Annotated in this window: 19 protein-coding genes and 1 pseudogene; 6 read left to right on the top strand and 14 right to left on the bottom strand. The window is 49.9% G+C overall.

Annotated elements, in window-relative coordinates:
• Nucleotides 1-93: 93 nt before the first annotated feature.
• On the top strand, nt 94-537 hold the full coding sequence (gene msrB / locus KDD30_RS18345; RefSeq protein WP_211651442.1) for a peptide-methionine (R)-S-oxide reductase MsrB: 444 nt from the start codon (nt 94-96) through the stop codon (nt 535-537).
• A 57-nt stretch (nt 538-594) separates the two neighbouring features.
• On the opposite strand, the gene KDD30_RS18340 is transcribed toward msrB, so the two are convergent.
• Entirely contained in the window at nt 595-879 is a 285-nt protein-coding gene (locus KDD30_RS18340; protein WP_211651441.1) for a hypothetical protein, read from the bottom strand.
• 135 nt (nt 880-1,014) lie between these two features.
• Here KDD30_RS18340 and def point away from each other — a divergent pair, with 135 nt between their 5' ends.
• A complete protein-coding gene (gene def, locus KDD30_RS18335) occupies nt 1,015-1,530 on the top strand; it encodes a peptide deformylase (RefSeq protein ID WP_211651440.1) in 516 nt (171 codons plus the stop codon).
• Nucleotides 1,531-1,561: 31 nt separating this feature from the next.
• Here def and KDD30_RS18330 read toward each other — a convergent pair whose 3' ends face one another.
• Nucleotides 1,562-2,131 (bottom strand): NADPH-dependent FMN reductase, encoded by a 570-nt coding sequence (locus KDD30_RS18330; protein WP_211651439.1) that lies wholly within the window; start codon nt 2,129-2,131, stop codon nt 1,562-1,564.
• The gene (locus tag KDD30_RS18325) at nt 2,097-3,005 is read right to left on the bottom strand and encodes a DMT family transporter (RefSeq protein WP_211651438.1); all 909 of its coding nucleotides are present in this window, start codon (nt 3,003-3,005) and stop codon (nt 2,097-2,099) included. The genes KDD30_RS18330 and KDD30_RS18325 overlap by 35 nt, the downstream gene beginning before the upstream one ends.
• Nucleotides 3,006-3,139: 134 nt before the next feature.
• Between KDD30_RS18325 and KDD30_RS18320 the strand changes: the two genes are divergently transcribed.
• A complete protein-coding gene (locus tag KDD30_RS18320) occupies nt 3,140-3,631 on the top strand; it encodes a MarR family winged helix-turn-helix transcriptional regulator (protein ID WP_211651437.1) in 492 nt (163 codons plus the stop codon).
• Between the two features lie 166 nt (nt 3,632-3,797).
• Here the strand turns inward: KDD30_RS18320 and KDD30_RS18315 are convergent, their stop codons facing one another.
• The 9 genes and pseudogenes from KDD30_RS18315 to hisC all read right to left on the bottom strand — a co-directional run bounded on the left by KDD30_RS18315 (nt 3,798) and on the right by hisC (nt 12,205).
• A complete protein-coding gene (locus tag KDD30_RS18315) occupies nt 3,798-5,114 on the bottom strand; it encodes a DUF2254 domain-containing protein (protein ID WP_211651436.1) in 1,317 nt (438 codons plus the stop codon).
• Nucleotides 5,115-5,250: 136 nt separating this feature from the next.
• Nucleotides 5,251-5,799: an ASCH domain-containing protein gene (locus tag KDD30_RS18310; RefSeq protein WP_249199411.1), complete on the bottom strand. Its 549-nt coding sequence runs from the start codon at nt 5,797-5,799 to the stop codon at nt 5,251-5,253.
• A gap of 37 nt (nt 5,800-5,836) precedes the next feature.
• Nucleotides 5,837-6,667 (bottom strand): patatin family protein, encoded by an 831-nt coding sequence (locus tag KDD30_RS18305; RefSeq protein WP_211651435.1) that lies wholly within the window; start codon nt 6,665-6,667, stop codon nt 5,837-5,839.
• A 140-nt stretch (nt 6,668-6,807) separates the two neighbouring features.
• On the bottom strand, nt 6,808-7,329 hold the full coding sequence (locus tag KDD30_RS18300) for a GNAT family N-acetyltransferase (RefSeq protein WP_211651434.1): 522 nt from the start codon (nt 7,327-7,329) through the stop codon (nt 6,808-6,810).
• Between the two features lie 68 nt (nt 7,330-7,397).
• Complete coding sequence (locus tag KDD30_RS18295; RefSeq protein ID WP_211651433.1) at nt 7,398-7,916, bottom strand: hypothetical protein; 519 nt, start codon at nt 7,914-7,916, stop codon at nt 7,398-7,400.
• Between the two features lie 89 nt (nt 7,917-8,005).
• A complete protein-coding gene (locus KDD30_RS18290) occupies nt 8,006-9,043 on the bottom strand; it encodes a S66 peptidase family protein (protein ID WP_211651432.1) in 1,038 nt (345 codons plus the stop codon).
• 197 nt (nt 9,044-9,240) lie between these two features.
• Nucleotides 9,241-10,092 carry a hypothetical protein gene (locus KDD30_RS18285; RefSeq protein WP_211651431.1) on the bottom strand — a complete coding sequence of 284 codons (852 nt, stop codon included), beginning with the start codon at nt 10,090-10,092 and terminating at the stop codon, nt 9,241-9,243.
• A gap of 218 nt (nt 10,093-10,310) precedes the next feature.
• Nucleotides 10,311-11,087: an ABC transporter substrate-binding protein gene (locus KDD30_RS18280; RefSeq protein WP_211651430.1), complete on the bottom strand. Its 777-nt coding sequence runs from the start codon at nt 11,085-11,087 to the stop codon at nt 10,311-10,313.
• Nucleotides 11,088-11,096: 9 nt separating this feature from the next.
• Nucleotides 11,097-12,205 (bottom strand): annotated as a pseudogene (hisC, locus tag KDD30_RS18275) (histidinol-phosphate transaminase).
• A gap of 177 nt (nt 12,206-12,382) precedes the next feature.
• Between hisC and KDD30_RS18270 the strand changes: the two are divergent.
• Entirely contained in the window at nt 12,383-13,285 is a 903-nt protein-coding gene (locus KDD30_RS18270) for a LysR substrate-binding domain-containing protein (protein WP_211651429.1), read from the top strand.
• Here KDD30_RS18270 and KDD30_RS18265 read toward each other — a convergent pair.
• The gene (locus tag KDD30_RS18265; protein ID WP_211651428.1) at nt 13,264-14,358 is read right to left on the bottom strand and encodes a hypothetical protein; all 1,095 of its coding nucleotides are present in this window, start codon (nt 14,356-14,358) and stop codon (nt 13,264-13,266) included. The two genes, KDD30_RS18270 and KDD30_RS18265, sit on opposite strands and share 22 nt — an antisense overlap.
• Nucleotides 14,359-14,434: 76 nt before the next feature.
• Nucleotides 14,435-15,484 (bottom strand): hypothetical protein, encoded by a 1,050-nt coding sequence (locus KDD30_RS18260; protein ID WP_211651427.1) that lies wholly within the window; start codon nt 15,482-15,484, stop codon nt 14,435-14,437.
• 480 nt (nt 15,485-15,964) lie between these two features.
• Between KDD30_RS18260 and KDD30_RS18255 the strand changes: the two genes are divergently transcribed.
• Complete coding sequence (locus tag KDD30_RS18255) at nt 15,965-16,540, top strand: glutathione peroxidase (protein WP_211651872.1); 576 nt, start codon at nt 15,965-15,967, stop codon at nt 16,538-16,540.
• 200 nt (nt 16,541-16,740) lie between these two features.
• Complete coding sequence (locus tag KDD30_RS18250) at nt 16,741-17,736, top strand: hypothetical protein (protein WP_211651426.1); 996 nt, start codon at nt 16,741-16,743, stop codon at nt 17,734-17,736.
• Nucleotides 17,737-17,782: the final 46 nt, after the last annotated feature.

Here is a 17,782-nt window from a genome sequence, read left to right as displayed (position 1 = left end):
GGTCTAATCTAAAGCAGAATATCAATGCAACCCGCTTGAAATTCCCTCACCTGCACTCTATCTATAGACAGTACCCAAATCTTGGAGGTCTTTATGCTGACATGGGAAACCGTTCTGAAATATGCAGCCAGTGAAAACCCGGAACCAACACGCCGGGTGGAGAAAAGTGATGCTGAATGGCGCCAGCAATTAAGCGAGGATGCCTATTATGTCACGCGTCAGAAAGGCACAGAACGCCCTTTTGGATCTGACATGTGCGAATTGTTTGAACCTGGTGAATATGCCTGCATCTGTTGTGACAACATGCTGTTCGATGCCAGTGAAAAATTCGACTCTGGCTCAGGCTGGCCTTCATTTACACAGCCCGTGACACCCAATGCGATTCACTACCATCTGGATACGTCCCACGGCATGCAGCGTATCGAAACCACATGTTCGGTGTGTGATGCACACTTAGGGCACGTTTTTCCGGACGGCCCGGCGCCCAGTGGCTTAAGATACTGCATGAATGCCGTCGCACTGAAGAAAATGGGCTGATCTGCATCTGAAATCAGCCCCCCAAGTAATCTCTGATTGCTTGGGTACTTTTGAGGTTTATTTAAATTTATTCCAAGCCGACTGAAACGCCTTTTTCATTGAAGTGAATGCTTCTTCAGCCCCTTGGCGCAGTTCCTCCCAGGCCTCTTCACTCGCGTGTTTCACTTCTTCCAGTTTCTGATTTGCTTCGGTTTTCTTTTGCTTCAGATGGCTAATTTCGTCCCGGTATTTTTCTTTCATTTCCGCACTGGATTGCTGCGCTTTCGCTTCCAGCTTGTCAATTTCTGCATTGAGTTCTTTCATTTGAGCATTGAGTTTTTCAACAAAAGCTTTTCTGTCCATTTCAGGCTCCATCCAATTGTTTCACGTGCGAATTTGTCCCATAAGCATAGTTGCTGAATGCGCTCTGAGCGCAAAAGGTTGCAGCAGATGGCGACAAGCGTTATAACGCACTAAAGCACGTCTCAGGAGGCAAGGATGAAAATTGCACAATTAGGCAACCCGGTCTTACGTCAGCAAGCCAAAACACTGAGCACTTCACAATGGCAATCCTATGGGCCTTTCTTTGCCGAACTGGAGCAACTGATGTTACGACACCAGGGCGTCGGGATTGCAGCCCCTCAGGTCAGTGAATCTGTCAGCGCTTTTATTGTGGCCTCGGCACCAAACGCACGCTATCCCAATGCCCCGTTCATGACCCCCACTCTGATGCTGAACCCGTCGATTGAACGGTTGAGCGACACAATGGAAAAAGGCTGGGAAGGCTGCCTGAGCATTCCGGGCATCCGCGCACTGGTACCGCGGTCCACGCATATTCGGGTCAGCTATGAACAGCTCAACGGCGAGAAAATTCAGTGTGAAATGACCGGATTTATCGCACGCATTTTTCAGCATGAACTGGATCATCTGAACGGGATTGTTTTTCTGGACCGGGCTGACCCACTGGATTATGCCACTGAGTCTGAATATCAGCGTCGAATCCGTTTAAACTAGCGAAAGCGGCCGTAACCGCTTTTTGACGGGATCAGCGAGACAAATGTGCAATAAAGCGTTTCATCTGCACCTGTAAAGTTTCTGCCTGTTGTGGATCAGTGAGCGCCCCCTGAGCATCAAACGCCTGATTTCCGGCTGGAATCGCCAGTTGATCTGGCATCACAAGCACACCGATATTGCCCAGTACCATGCGCAACATGGTGAGTCCTCGCAATCCTCCAAGCCGGCCGGGAGAAGTGCTCAGCAAGTAGGCTGATTTCCCCTGATACGCAACCAACCCGGGCACCTCCCCATCCGGACGGGAAATCCAGTCCAGTGTATTTTTCAGCAGTGGCGAAAAACTTGAATTGTACTCAGGTGAGGCAATACAAACCCCCTGATGTTGAACAAAAATGTCTCTTAATGCCCGGGCATTGTCCGGGATTCCTTCAGCCGATTCCAGATCCCCGTTGTAAAGCGGCATCGGGTAATCCGCCAGATCGATATAGGTCACCTCTGCGCCAAGTTCAGCTGCAACACCCGACGCATAGTGTGCCAGTTGTTTATTCAGGGATTGCTTTCGGCAGCTACCGGACAGAAACAGTATTTTTGCTTTGCTCATGGATCTGAACTCCTTTTACTTTCGGTTTTCCCGCGTGTGATGTCTGTCCCCGCTTTGCTGTTTTTTTCATCAATAACAGAGCCAGTAAAATTAAACCTATACCCACCCACTGCAGAATGCCAAGGCTTTCGCCAACCAGACCAATTCCCAAAATCACGGCTGTCACCGGATTGACCAGAGAAAGCATCGACATCACATTCGGGCCAAGCGTGTTGACTGAGCGAACCCATGCCCAATAACCAAATGCAGTGTTTAACAGCACAAGCCACAGCAGTCCCGGGACTTCATGCATCGTGATTGCCGCCGGTGCCCCGGCAACCATCCAGGCAAAAGGGACCAGCATGAAGCCACCTAAAACGAGCTGCCAGGCCGTGAACCCCAGTGCGTCGCTGACAGTCCAGCGTTTCATCCAAAGTGCTGACTGCGCGACCAGTGCTGTCCCCGCTAAAGCTGCGACTGTCCCGATTGGATCCAGATCTGCTGATGGATTGAGTAATAAACCAACCCCTATCAAGCCCAGCACAGCCAATACCACAGCAATAGGATCCGGCCTTTTGCCCTCGCCCAGCCATTGCAGCAGCATCATCTGAAGGGGCATGGTTGCACCAAGTGTCCCCGCAACCGATCCTGGCAAGCGGTATGCCGCAATAAACAGCAAGACGAAAAATGCGGCAATATTGCAGAAACTCAGCAACGTCATACGCTGCCAGCTCAATGGCGGCAATTTCGGGCGAATCAGCAATAACACCAATCCGGCTGGCAACGCTCGGAATACCGCGACCCAGTAAGGTGACATATCTTGCAAAAATAACCCGACCGCAGCATAAGTGCTGCCCCAGAGCACCGGAACCATGAATGCCAAAAGATAGTTCATTTGTCTTGTTCCTTCATAACTGAAAAAGTATCTTTACTTAAAGATAGATTAGTGGCCTTTTATCTTTAGATCAAGTATCTTTATTAAAAGTAAGTAATTCACCATTCATTCGATGACGCATACAGGAATTCACCATGCAGGATCATGTCGATAAACTGCTGTTACAGTGGCAGGAACACAGACCAGATTTAGACTGTTCGCCAATGGGTGTGATCGGGAGGATGTACCGGGGCCATAAGATCATGACGGAGCAAATCAATCAGGTCTTTAAAAAGTTCGGGCTGATACAGGTGGAGTTTGACATTCTAGCTTCCCTGCGTCGCTCCGGTGAGCCACTCACACCCACGCAGTTGTACCACACAGTCATGCTGACCTCCGGCGCAATGACGACTCGCTTGGATAAGCTTGAACAGCGTGGGTTTATCTACCGTCAGCCCAGCGATAACGACAGGCGCAGCTGCACCGTCTCACTCACGGAATCGGGACAGGCACTGATTGATCAGGCGGTCACAGCCCATGTCGCAAACGAGCATCGAATGCTGGCCGTTTTAGATAAAGATGAGCAAACTGAGCTGGCAAATCTGCTTCGAAAATTTCTGTTGGCGCATGAATCCAACCTGAAATAATACCAATCAAAGTCAGTCAATCATCAGAAATAGCGCAGGGAGAATGTTTGAGAACAAGGCAGATTTTTAGATCAGTCGTGATTCTACAATCAAAAAATATATCGCAGTTATCGAACATTTGAACAAGCGAGGATGACCCGTGATTGACTGCGATTGGTATCAAGGATTAAAGCTGGCGCAGCTCATCCTGAACGGCCTGATAACGCTGCGTCATATCTGCCCGGTCTTCCTCAACGGGCAGACTGTTCTGACGTGAACGGTAAATCATCTCTGCCTGACTGGAAACAGCCTGCTGTTGCGCCTGCGTCCGGCAGTGACTTGCAATCCGTGCCAGTCCTTCCAGTAGACGAATTGAAACCGCGACATCCGTCAGGCTGTGCTGGCGGATTTGATCAAAAGAAGCGGCCAGGACACCCGAAAATGTCAGTGCCGGTTCTTCCAGCTGAAGTGTCCCCATGTCGTCATACCATTTTGCCGGATGAAAAGCCCGTCCCGTCAAGGTACATAAAATGGCACTGAGCCGGTCCACACAGGTCATTGCCGTATAGGGATCATTGATCCCAGGAGACAAAGCCCGGACAGCCACTTCCACCAGCTGATGAATCGCGAATTCAGGATCCTGCTCTGGTGTTCTCATCTTCCCCACAATAAAGCAAGACTGAAGCTGATCATCCAGCGTCTCCTCTAAGGCTTTCTCAGATGAGACCACCGCCAGCGAGCTGCCTTTCACAACAAATGCCCCGGCACGGTATCTCAGTTGAATCTGGCAATCTGAGGAAGCCGCCAGTTGTTGCAGGCATGCCCGATCCACAGCCTGCAGATATCCTTCCGCAGCAGCCGGCACAGTCCGGTGAAACATACCCGTTCGCTGCAAATGCACCTTTTGAGGCGTTTCAACTGCCGCTCCCAGAGATTCCGGAAAAAAATGCTCAATATGCTGATTGAGCTCTTCGTACACACCATTCACCACATTATCCGCTTGTATGGAAGTCGCGACATGATGAATAAAGTAAATCAGGACACCGACATTCATGAGCGCAAGCAGCAAAGACAGATTCACTGCAATTCGGGGGACGAATATCTGCCCGTTTTGACCCGTCACGCTACTGAGGACGAGCAAACAATAAATAAAGGTGGCGATAAAGGTGCCCAGCACATATTGATTGCCGGGATCACGCATAAAGTTTCTCAGCAATCTGGGACCAAACTGAGAGGATGCCAGAGTCAGCGCAACAATGGTGATCGAAAACGCCACACCGGCAACCGTCACCATGGAGCCTGCAATCGTCGACAGAATACTTCTGGCACCCTCCGCGCCACCGGCAAAACCTATCTCGGGCAAGCTGACAGGGAATTGATGAAGATGACGGTCTAATGTCACAACAATACGGACCAACCCGACCGCAATCAGCACTAACATCGCCGGAACAAACCAGAAGCTGTTTCGGATCGTTTCCCAGCGATTCATCCAGTAGGTTTTCATGTCAGCCCAACTATCACGCACCTGAAGATGTGTTTAAAGATAGCAGAACCACTCAGCCCACTTGCAATAAAGTGCAGTCCGGTGAAGTATTTAACCGATCTGAAACCAGCCTTGATCAGTTTGGTTCAGGCAGCCCTCAGATCCGTGTGTCGCGTGACGCTGCCGGCCAAACCGTTTTGAAATGCTCAAGCACCAGCATCACCTCTTCTGTCATCTCAATCCCCAGTGCATCACACTCCTGGCTGAAAAATTGCCAGTGCGCTTCCCGCCACCAGTCTAGTGACTGGTCGCCTTCTCCCTCTGCCGCAGCAAAAGCAGGTGATACGTCTTGAAAACGACATTCACTGACTGTTGTGATTTGCGTGATGGCAACGGGCTCTCCCGCCCAGTTTGTCACAATCTGAAGATGACCAACGCAAGGCATCGGCTCAGGCCCGTTTTCATCGCCGGTTTCATACCAGTACTTCATGCTGCAACTGGCCTGCTTCTGCCGTTTCAGCACCAACGCTGCACAGAGATCCGCATTTTCCTGATCCGCACAAAAGTAATCTGCGCTGACACTCGGAATCTCCAGAATCCGGGCTTCTGGTAAAGTCACCAAATACGCAGAAAGAAAATGGGCAGCTTCCGTTGAAAGCTGAAATTGTCCGGCCAGTGTCTCTGGGGAAAAATTCTTAAACATCATCACAATCCGTGTTCATTCAACTGAATCAGAGAGATTCTCAGTCTGTCAGTGCGGCAGCCAGGCCCATCTGATATCCGGCATCGAGGCGTTTTTTATCGGTTGTCACCCGTCCGACATCAAATTCTGCCGGCGGCGCAATCACCCGGATACTGCAATCGGCCGGCGGGTTCTGAATAAATTCAATGGCCTGATTATAGCGCTGGGCGCGATTGAGCATCACCTGCGCCAGCTGAGGTGAATCCGCAAGCATTCGCCGCACCAGCCAAGTGGCTCGACTGGCTTTTTTACGATAACCCAGTGGCCGGGATAAAATCACGGTGATCTCCCGGGCTCCCATCTCGTAAGCTCTGATCACCGGGATAGAATCTGCAACACCACCGTCTGTCATCGGCGCGCCATCCAGCTCAGGAAACGCCCGGTAAGCAATCGGGACCGAACAGGACGCCTTCAGCAACGGCTCCAGATTTGCAGCGGTGGCTTGCGTGTATACCGCCTCGCCCGTCGCGACACAGGTTGTCACCACATATAAAGGGATCGGTTGTGCGCCGAAGGTTTCCAGGTCGAGCCGGATTTCATCAATGGTGACTTGCCACAACCAGTCGAGATCCAACCAGTGCCCGCCACGGACAAACTTGCGTAAACTGATAAATTCAGGACGACAGGAATAATCAGTAATCACTTTATAATTACGACCCGGCTGATTCGCCAGCCAGGCCGCAAGATTGGTGGAACCCGCAGAAACCCCAATACAAAAATCGAACGGACGATAATCTTGTTCTAAAAAACCATCCAGAACACCAGTCGCAAAAATACCGCGCATAGCGCCACCTTCTACAACCAAGGCGCTTGTACTTTGAGGGGTTTGCATCTCAGGCTCCTTTTGAGGTTCAGTTTCCTTCAGGCTGAAAGGGTTTACATCTATTTTCAATACTGAGCGGACAATTCATCAACATCCGATGTCCTTCTTTGGAAATGCCCCATATTCTGGTCAATTCAGGGGCAATGGATTTAACCCGCCACAGGTTGTAACGGTGTTTCCAGTGTCAGCTGGTAAAAATCTAAATCGAGCCAACGGTCAAATTTATAAGCCGCTTGCTGAATGGTGCCTGAATATTGAAAGCCAAGCTTCTTATGTAATGCGATACTCCCCGCATTGGAAGAATCAATCCCCCCCACCAGCACATGGTAATTCTGAGAACGGGCAGCCTGAATTAATGCCACCATTAACACTTTTCCTAATCCTTTCCCCTGATGATCCGGGTGAATATAGACGGAGTGTTCCACAGAGTATTTAAAGGCCGCCCAGGCACGGAAAGTCCCGTAACTGGCAAAACCCATCAGCTCTCCCGCTTCATTTTCCAGACCTATCACCGGAAAATCGTGCGCTTGTTTTGTTTCGAACCAGGTTTGCATCACGGCCATCGTTCGCGGCTGATACTCATATAAAGCGGTGGTGTTCAAAATGGCGTCGTTGAAAATCGCCAGAATGGCTTCCCCGTGAGATTCATACGTACAGTGAACAAACTGCATCTTCCCTCCTGATGCACACAATTCCGAAATCATGATGATTCCAGACAGAGACACCAAGTATGCTGATTTTAGAGTGCCGGAGCCAGATAATTCGCTGCCAGCAACAGGAGCAAAGAAATAGCAATCAACCAGCCTGAAAATACAATATCCTGGTAAGCCTTATCCAGCAGGGAATTTTTCTGCCCATTACTCTGATGCAGCTTTTGCCACACTTCATAGCAGCGGACCACCGCAAGATGAGCATTCTGATTCGCACCCTGCTGTTTCATCTCTTCCAGCCAGGTGTCCGGTAAACATACACCGTAATCCGCAACAGGACGCAATAGCCGAAATAACAGACTCCATGCAGAGATCAGGCCCACATAAGTGAATCCGATACTGATAGCAGCCAGCCACCCAACCCCATGCTGCGGTGGCAGAAAAAGCGAGGAAGAGACAAACACCACAATGGTGAAACCCGCAATCACCGCAGAATGCAATCCCAGCAAACGAGCCGCTTTTTCATCCAGATGGCGTGCATACTGCTGCGCGTCTGACAAAGCAGAGCGCGCATGCTGAAAGAGCACTGCAGTGTTGTCGTCTCTCATCGTTCAGGGCTTTTCTCATGCATTGAAAATGATTCATGAGAGTATAGTCCGACTTGCACCCCACAGTGCCGCTTGCCATCCGGGATGTATTACCTGAACGTCTGCCGGATACACCCTTGCCCGTCCTGAAAACTGACTTCAGCAAATGCCCCGTTCACTAAAGGCATATTGGGGGCAACATGGCCGATATCGGTGTCATACACCACGGGCACCGGTAAATCGGCCAGTACCTGCTCCAACACCGCCACATGAGACAGGGACTTTTCATGTTTCTTCGAAGAACCGTCCCGTCCAATCAGTATGCCATTCACCTGTTCAAACACGCCATTCAGCTTCATTGTCCAGAGCATGCGAGCCATGGCTGTCGGAGACAGCTCCGAATTTTCCAGAAACAGGATCAGCCCGTCCGCTGGATATTGTGATTTCAGATACTTCAGATCCAGATAGGGCGTGTTCGACAACAGGCCCAGCGTATCCAGACAACCACCGATAAGCCGACCGCTGAACTGCACTGCACCTTTCAACTGTCCGGACGACAGCAACTGCCATTGTGTTGGCTGACACAAAGCCAGCAGCGCATTCGGATCTGCAGCGTAATTCGACGGTATTTGCTCGTGACAGGCTGACTGCTCCAGAGCAACAGACTCCCCTTCCGGCAAACTCAGTACTGAAAACACAGCAGAGGTCAGAGGATCTTGCTCTGCCGGATGGAGTTGCATTAAATTTGCAGCGTGCAGGCTGGCCCAGCCACAGGTTGCCGTCAGCGTTGCAGACAAGGTGCTGATATCTGAAAATCCAACTAACCATTTCGGTTTGGCGTGACGTAATAAGTCCCAGTCTATCCGGGGCAGAATTTCCATCGCCAGTTCACCGCCCCAGGGGGGAAAGATCGCATCCACCCGGTCATCCAGCAAAAAATCCATCAGCTCTTTCGTGCGAACCGCTGCCGGTGCACTGACATGGGCGTGATTTTCACGGAGACACTGACCTTCAAGCACCTTAAAACCTTGATCACGCAACCCCTGAATCACAATATCCAGACGTTCATGACATGCTGAAGGCACCCCGGAAGAGAATGCAGTCACCGCAACGGTACTACCGGGCTGCAAAGGAGACGGATAACGCATAAGGCCTCACACCAATATGAAACAAAGGCCTTAACAGTACGGCAAAAAAGAAATAAATCAAGTAGAACAAACGAACAGCAAAACGATACGCTACCAATCACTTAAAAATTCGGAATTAACCGCCATTAAAATGGTATTTGTCGAATTTATTGCCTGCCAGATTGGTACTCATTCTTCATCTTCAGAAGGACATCGGGTTATTGGGGGTGATCAGGGACTGAGGCAAAGCGGGTTTGAGCAAGATACTTTGGCAAACGATGTTTCGGTGCAAACGCATCCGAAATGGGCACAGTGACATGCATCGTTTCCAGTGCCAGCACTTCCGGACCGTAACGTTTCAGAAAGCTGGGTAATGACAAGCAAGTGACCCCTTCAGCCCAACCATGCCTGACCAGTAAATCGGCCAAATCTTCAGGACTGTAGCACTGACGCTCCGCAAGAAAATACACGGGTTCACGCACTGTTTGCTCTGCAATGGTGATATGAAACTCTGCCAGATCGTCAAGATGTGCTGCGTAATAATGGCCGGATGCGGGAATCAGTACCGGAATTCTGGGGCATTCCCGCTGCAAGATTGCCGTTCGGATCGGACAATCCGGCCCACCATAACTGAGCGTGGGAACAAACAGTGCCGTCCAGCCCGCTCTCATCGCTTTTTCAAGCGCAGCAACCTCGCTTTCCGCAGCCGTTAACGGATCAAAGCAGAGATCATCTTCAACGACTTCCTGAGCACAACCGAAGACTTCAATACCTGACGTGAAAATCTTGGCCGCGTGCGGTTTTGCAAAACGCTCTAAATCTGCCATCAAGGGGGCGGCGTGAATCGACTGAGATTCCTGCGCATAAGGTGCAATGACGGGCCTTGCACAACAAATCACGACATCGAACTTTCCGGAGAGCTGCTGATCTTTGGCGGCCAGCGGAATGGCAAGCGGATTATCTTGTTCCGGCTGCTGACTCATCGCAAACGTCTGATAACCATGATCAATCAGATGGCGGACCACATATTTACCTAACACTGTATTTCCGCCTGCGACTAAGGCTTTCATTGCTGCTTCCCTCCCTGCCTGAAATCACGCTTCGCATATAAGGCTGGCCGGGAAAATCCTGTCTGTTTTCCGGCGCTTATGATTAAGCATAGTCGGAAGTACTGCAAAACGTGAGGTCATCACATCCCAGTGATGATGAAATCAGGACGCTCAAAAGCAAAAAACTGGCCTGATGGCCAGTTCTGATTCACGGATCAATTTGCAACGGTCAGCTTGGATTACTCACCGTAAATATCGAACTTGAAGTACTTACTGGCGATCCGATCATAAGTGCCGTTTTCACGGATCGTTTTGATTGCCTTGTTAAATTTATCCACCAGTTGCTGATCAGTTTTTCGCAACGCCAGTGCCGTTCCTTCACCGATGTAGGCTTTATCGGTCACAGCTTCTCCGACGAACTGAAATCCCTCTCCCTGTGCTTTGTCCAGAAAGGCCAGTGCCAGCTGATCTGAGTTGCCGAAAGCAGCATCCAGTCGGCCAGAGACCAGATCCAGATACACCTCATCCTGGCCGGTATACCGCTGGATCTTGGCGACATCGCCATACATATCCGTCACATAGCGGTCATGAATCGTGCCCAACTGAACCCCGATACGTTTTCCGTCCAAACCGGCGGTATCAATCTGGAAACCGGCATCTTTACGCGCCACAAAACGAGCTGGTGTCTGATAATACTTGTCTGTGAACAGCACTCGTTTCTTACGCTCATCCGTAATCCGCATCGAAGCCATAATGGCATCGGACTTCCGTGCCAGCAGTGACGGAATCAGACCATCCCAACTTTGTGTGACCCACTCACAGTTCAGTTTCGCTTCCTGACACAATGCGTCAGCAATTTCGATATCAAAGCCTCTCGGCGTCCCTTCTGCATCTTTGTAGTTAAATGGCGGATAGGTAAAGTCAGAGGCCAGTCTCACCGGCCGCTCTGCAGCCTGAAGCTGACAAGTCAGCGTGGTGGCCAGCATCAGCGCCAGTCCTAATTGTTTTTTCATCATACGTCCCTCTTACGCCGTCGCTTGATTCATTGTATTGAATGGATAATCCTTCAAAGCCTGAAGGGTTTCCAGCATGCTTGATTCTGTCCCGATAGAAATCCGGACACACCGGTGCAGCCTTGGATCATGAGCCTGATTTCGCGTCACGATACCTTTTTGCAGCAGATACTCATACAGACAATCATCTGTATTGAACTTCACCAGAACAAAATTGGTCGACGATGGATAAACCTTCTCGACAAAACTCAGTTCTGCAACAGCCGCTGCAAATGCATTCCGAACCCGAATCAGCGTCTCTGTTTGTTCGTGCATTGCGCGAAGCCCCTCTGGCAACAAAGCCTTCTTCGCAATCAGTGCACTTGGATCTGCAATCGGATAAGGCGGAATCAAACGTTTCACATAACCCATCACACTGCTGTCTGCCAGCAAGAAACCGACCCGGATAGATGCCAGACCAAAAGCTTTCGATAACGTCCGGATCACAATCAGATGCGGATATTGTGCCATCAGACTGACCACACTGCTCTCGGGTGCAAACTCGATATACGCTTCATCGACCACCACCAGTGTTGAGTCTTTTGCTGCTTCAAGCAAGGCGATCATTTGCGCCTGAGGAATCACATTGCCTGTCGGATTGTTTGGAGAGCATAAAAACAGCAATTTACTCTCACTCAGGTGTGGCAGAATGGCCGCAACATCCAGACTGAAATCCTCAGCCAATGGAATTTTACGTGTCCTGACCGCAATAGAATCAGCACAAAACTCATACATCGCATAGGTCGGAGGACACACGATAATCTGATCCTGACCCGGCTGGCAAAAGGTGCGGATCAGCAGATCGATCCCTTCATCAGCCCCCGAACAGCCAGTACTTTCCCCGACAAGGCTGCCCCATCCAGACTCTGTTGTTGCGTATATTCCAGATAGGCCTGCTCAATCACATGCGGTAAAAAGTCCGGATAGCGGTTATAACGCGCTGATTCTCCGTAAGATTCACTCTCTTCAAGCTCATTGGCATTCAGCCAGATATGTCCCTGACCACCAATTCGGCGGGCAGACTGGTAGGGTATGAGATTTTTTACCATCTCTGGTACTAATTTCGTAGCTAGCGACGTCACAGCACACCTCTTCGCAGCGCATGAAAAACTGAACAAAACCCAGAATTATGACTAAGCATTCAATCCTGGAATCTTTCTATCTTGTGTTTACATAAATTAAACAAATAAATTTGAAATAAGAATCGAAATGTCGGCATACTAGCCATGAGAAAAATGCATAGCTGGAAACACAAACGCATGAGATTACCTTCAACCCGTGAACTTCAGGCTTTTCTGATCACCGCAGAGCAGCTCAATTTTACTGCCGCAGCCAAACAGCTCAATGTCACTCAGGGGGCGGTCAGCCGCCAGATACAAGCTCTGGAAGCACAATTGAAGGTCCGCTTATTTCAGCGTCATGCGCGTGGCCTGACACTGACCACCAAAGGCAATGAGTTTCTGCCACTGGTCCAGCAGTTGCTCGCACAACTGCAGAAAGCCGTGGATCAGGTGTCAAATGAAAAGCAACAAATCAAACTGAAAGCACCGAGCTGTATTACTTCCTGGCTGCTGCCCAAGTTAATGACCTTTCAACAGGCGCACCCTGATATTGATGTCGCCCTGACTTCCGCCATCATGCACAACGTTCATTTCGCCTCTGAACCCTTTGATGCGGCGATCTGCTATACCGAACAGACACCACAGAAAGATATGAAAGCATTTCGGTTATTTGATGAGTATTTATCGCCGCTGTGTGCCCCGGGTCTGCTCAGGCCGGATGCTGATCAGACCGATCTGGTACAGCTCAGTCAGCAGACCTGGCTTCATGCGACAGCGCAGCAAACCGACTGGAAAATATGGCTGGACCATGTGGGTTATCAGGGAAAACTGGCGACACAGAACCAGCGTTTTGCAACGCTGGATCTCGCAGTCAGTGCCGCTATTCAGGGATTTGGAATTGCCGTAGGTGACGTCGAATTGGCCAGACAAGATTTAAATGCGGGTCGTCTGGTGATGCCTTTTCCGCAACGTGTCCCTTCCGGAAAAAGCTATTTTCTGGTGCGGCCAAACAGCGCACCAACCCCGGCACTGAGCCTGTTGTTTGACTGGATTCTTGAAGACACCGATTCAAGCATGCTTCAGCCCGAAGCCGCGGATTGAAGAAATTTTATCCGCGATTGCTCCTCCGCCGTGGGCTGATATGCCTCGTTTGATAGCTGACCGGTGTCAATCTGTCCCAGCGGCCAAACGGACTGACGGCTGATGCCATACTGACTTTGCTCGCCGGGAAACCCGGACATTTTTTCGATTTGCAGCGTTCTCAGTTCATAAGTTTCTGGACCTGTCCCACCAGAGAACACACTTTGATGCGCCTGAAACTGAATCCCCTGCTCACCCGTTTGCAGGGTCTGTTTTGCCGTCAGCACCGCAACAGGCTGCCCGCTTTGTGTGAACAGATTCCCCCGAATCCGGTAAATGCCGGATCGCTCAATCAGCAAAATCCCCGGAATATTCACATGGGCGCCGTCGATCGCCGGTAGCCCGATCTGAGTCAACTCGGCGACCGGCACCTCAAAACGGAAGTCCGAAGTTAAGGTGTCTGTCCCGCTTTCAAAGTCCACCGTTGCTTTGATTCGGATTTCCTGCGGCCAGGTATCCCGGGAAGCAAAACGAGCCTGATTTCCGGCAAATCTGACGTTTGCCAATTGCTCTCTGGTGTCCACATCAATCAGCTCAACCTGCATCCCTTCAACTGCAAGATCACTTTGAACGGTCACAGAAACAGGCTCAGGATAGAAAAACCTGAATTTTTCCAGTCGTAAACTGGCCTGACTTTGCCCGTCCAGCACTGGCGTCGCCACCAATTCATACTGATTCGGATTCAGCCACTGCGAATCTGCAGACGTTAAGGGCCGGGAGTAAGCTGGGTGCGTCAGCTCGGAAGCATAAACCTGAGACAACACAGCAAACTGCGCTTTCATCTCAACGGGCATTACAATTCCCGCTTCTGGTTCCGGAGAAGGCGAACCCTCAGAGACAATCTCCGTGCGCCTGTCTGCCCTTTGCGCTCTTGCCATAAGGTTCGACGCTTGCACAGGACTCTCCGGCTCAATGGCAGAGGACAACTGCCCCTGCATTGCTGCCGCATGTTCTGTGGAAAACAAGAACCGGCCAGCAACACCGATCAAGCCGATAGCGGAACCGATCAAAACAATCCGTTGCAGTTTTTTCATGATTCAACTCAAACTGAGAGATTTCAGGCCGAACAACAATCAGGCTTTGGACGCTGCCAAAGCCTGAGCACCGTGGTTACAGAAACTGCCGGGCAATTTCAGACATGGTTTGAGAATCCGATCCATCGACATACCGGTAGTAATAGCCGTTCAGCCAGTACCACTCGTCCGTTGAATTGATCCGGACAGATTTTCCGTCTCCCAGATTCACCTGATCAGTCACTGTGGTGACTTCCCCTTGATGCCGATTGCCGATCAGCGCGTTATGGCTGTAGTCTTCTCCCATCAGGACCGGATAATGATAGGGCATGAACTGGCTGACACCCCGCGACTGGCGGGCAAGTTTGCCGTTATAGCCAACGCTGACCGAACAACTGTTGAAGTCTCCCACTGTGCTTGCGCCGCAAGAAGAATGGCTCGCAACCACACCATCATCATGGCCGGGCAAGAAGCCGGATGTCACACCCAGATAATCGCTGCTGTCCCCCGCAAAGCGCAGCCGTGGCACCCGGCTGTCCGGTAAAGCGGCCAACTGACGGGCATTGGCGACCCGCAAATCATTCAACGTACCCGTGTTATGACTGTCCGGCAGTTCCCCCAGCCACAACGAAACAGCGTATCGCAAAGTGGTATTCCAGACGCCGCCGCCTTCCGCAACGTTCACTGCGACATCAGCCAGCTCAGAACCGCCACCAGCGCCTGCAAAGTCGAAGGTTGCCACAATATTCAATGGCGCTAGTCCAGCCTGACTCAGCCAGTTCGCCTGATTCTCAATGATGTAGCGAGTGACCAGATCCCCGGTTGAGTGTGTGACAAAAACACACCCAGGCTGACAGGTTCCCTGTTCAGATAATGATTTCAATGCTGGCCAGACATAATCGGTGGAAATCTTTCCGGCAATCCTTTCATGGGATGGCCAGTCGATTCGGGCGTCGGCATGAGCCAGCCAGAAATCCTGCCAGTACTCTGCGCCTTCAAGCGTCACCTGTTCAGCATTCGGCCTGGATTTCAGTTGGTCCGGCTGTAAACCATGAACCAGGACCACGGCATAATCATTCATTGCAGCTTGTGCTGTACCCGCACAAAACAGCGCAGCCCACGAAAGGCAAATAGAAAGTGTCTTCATCTTCATTCTTCTTCTGTTGTCGTCCAGTACTTGTCAGAAATGCGCAAGTTTGTCTCCATACGCAGCACAAAGTATTTGCGATATCAGACACTTTGCTTGCCTAGCGTGTCGGAAAATAGATCAAAATCATAAAATTTTTATGACAAAAATTTAACAAAAACAATCGAACTCTGCCCCGCCAGCATGATCCCGAAATAGTCTTGTTTGAAAACTGGAGGTAAATAATTGTTTTATCGAATAATTAGAACATAAGTGCTGCTTAAAACAAAAAATCAGGCAAAAACAAAAGATAAATTCAAAATTTGAGTGATTTCATACTCATTTCATAAAGCCAGAGGGGATTGATGCAGTGAAAGCGGCAGCGGTTTGGCGATCAATACATCAGGCACCTACAATCAAGCTGATGAATTACTCGCGAAACGAACCGAAGACAGGTAAATTGTCTGATTCTTCTCTACTTTTTACAGGAAGCTCGACATGATGCATTCATTCATCAAGCCATTCCTTCAGATCACTTTAATTACGGCTGCACTTGCCGCATGGATTCCAGCTCAGGCTAAAACAGAAACATGTCCTGCTTTGCTTGATCATGAATTTGGCAAACTGAATTCCACCGACAAGATGAACCTTTGTGAGCAATTCAAAGGAAAAGTCTTATTGTTTGTGAACACCGCCAGCCAATGTGGCTTTACACCACAATACAAAGGTCTGGAGACACTTTATCAAACCTACAAAGATCAGGGATTTGCGGTCATTGGATTCCCGTCGAACGATTTTTTCCAGGACCGCGGCAGCGAAGAGAATACGGCAAAGATCTGCTATCTGGATTATGGCGTGACCTTCCCGATGGTGAATCGCAGTGCCGTACGCGGCAGTGATGCCAACCCAGTCTTCCATCAATTAGCAGAAGATTCCGGCGTGACGCCCAAATGGAACTTTTATAAATATCTGGTCGACCGGGAAGGCAAAGTAGTCACCGTTTTTGCCAGCACCACGAAACCCGATGACAGCCAGCTCACGCATAGCATTGAGCAACTGCTGAAAAAGACAAACTAATCTGTAAAACCGGGCCAGTGCCTGAAATGATTCGGCTTTCACTCAGAACTGGCCCGGTGGAATGACGCCCACACTCATTCAGATCTGAATGTAACTGATCTGCATCATTCTTCCCCTGAAAATTTACGTTCTCCCCTTGTTCTTTCGCGAACAACCTGCGATCTTAACGGCATTCATTGTGTTCCACCAAGTTCTCCATTATGTCAGGACTCAACATCATCGGCCCATTTGCCACAACACAGATTTCGACTCTGTCTGTTCTCACTTACCTGTTCACTTTTCCTGCGATTGCTGCTGAACCCGTCGCGGCAAAACATTACGCTGACCCAAATACAGCACAACGATGCTCGCAGGCTGGCCCCGTAATGACGACGCAACTGACTCTGTCTGATCAAACAGCCTATCAAGAGGCTCTGGCAGATAATTCGCTGTATCAAATCTGGGAAGTCGCTGAACAGGTTTCAAAAAACACGGCATATCCGCAACAAAAAAGAACGCAACTCACATTGCAAATTGCCTGTCAGGGTGGATTCGCGCCTGCAGAAGTAAAGTATGCGGTGATGGATATCTATGATCACTGGCAGCATCAGCTCGCGTTCAAATTTGATTTATGTCAGTACATCACCAGTGGTGTGGGTGCCGCATTTTGTACCAATCGATTTGCCGGAGAACAGCAAACAGCCCGAATTCAACGCCAAACAACTGCAATACAGCATTTGTCTTCGGAACAAAAAGCAGCGGTCAAAGACGCTGTTCAGATGGCCAATGACTTTTTTGAACACAGAGCAACCTACGAAGAACTGCACAGCGGCTCCAGCCATGCTGCGTTTCGGATCGAGTCGGTCTCCATTCAAAACGACCGGTATCTCTCACAGATCATTGATACCATTGCCGGACATCAGCCAGATGAAATACCAATGTTCGATGAAGCCGACTATATGTTGCAACAAACCTACAGCAACCTGACACAACGGCTCAAATTAGAACCCATTGAAGACTTTAATCTGGAAGTCACGGCCAAAGATGTTGAAAGTGTTCAGCGTGCCTGGAAAAAGTACCGCGAACAAACAGCAAGCTTACTGGCATCCTTAAATCAGGGCATCAGCAAAGAAGCCTGGATGGGAATCCTGACCGCAGAACGTAGCAGGCAGCTTGCTGAAATGATTGAATATATGGATCTGGCAGAACCAGATTAAGTTGTTCGCTTGCTACGATATCATCATCCTCAGGCCCGTTTTAACG

This window comes from Photobacterium sp. GJ3 (genome assembly GCF_018199995.1).
Classification (GTDB): domain Bacteria; phylum Pseudomonadota; class Gammaproteobacteria; order Enterobacterales; family Vibrionaceae; genus Photobacterium.
This window is presented reverse-complemented; position numbering and strand designations above follow the sequence as displayed.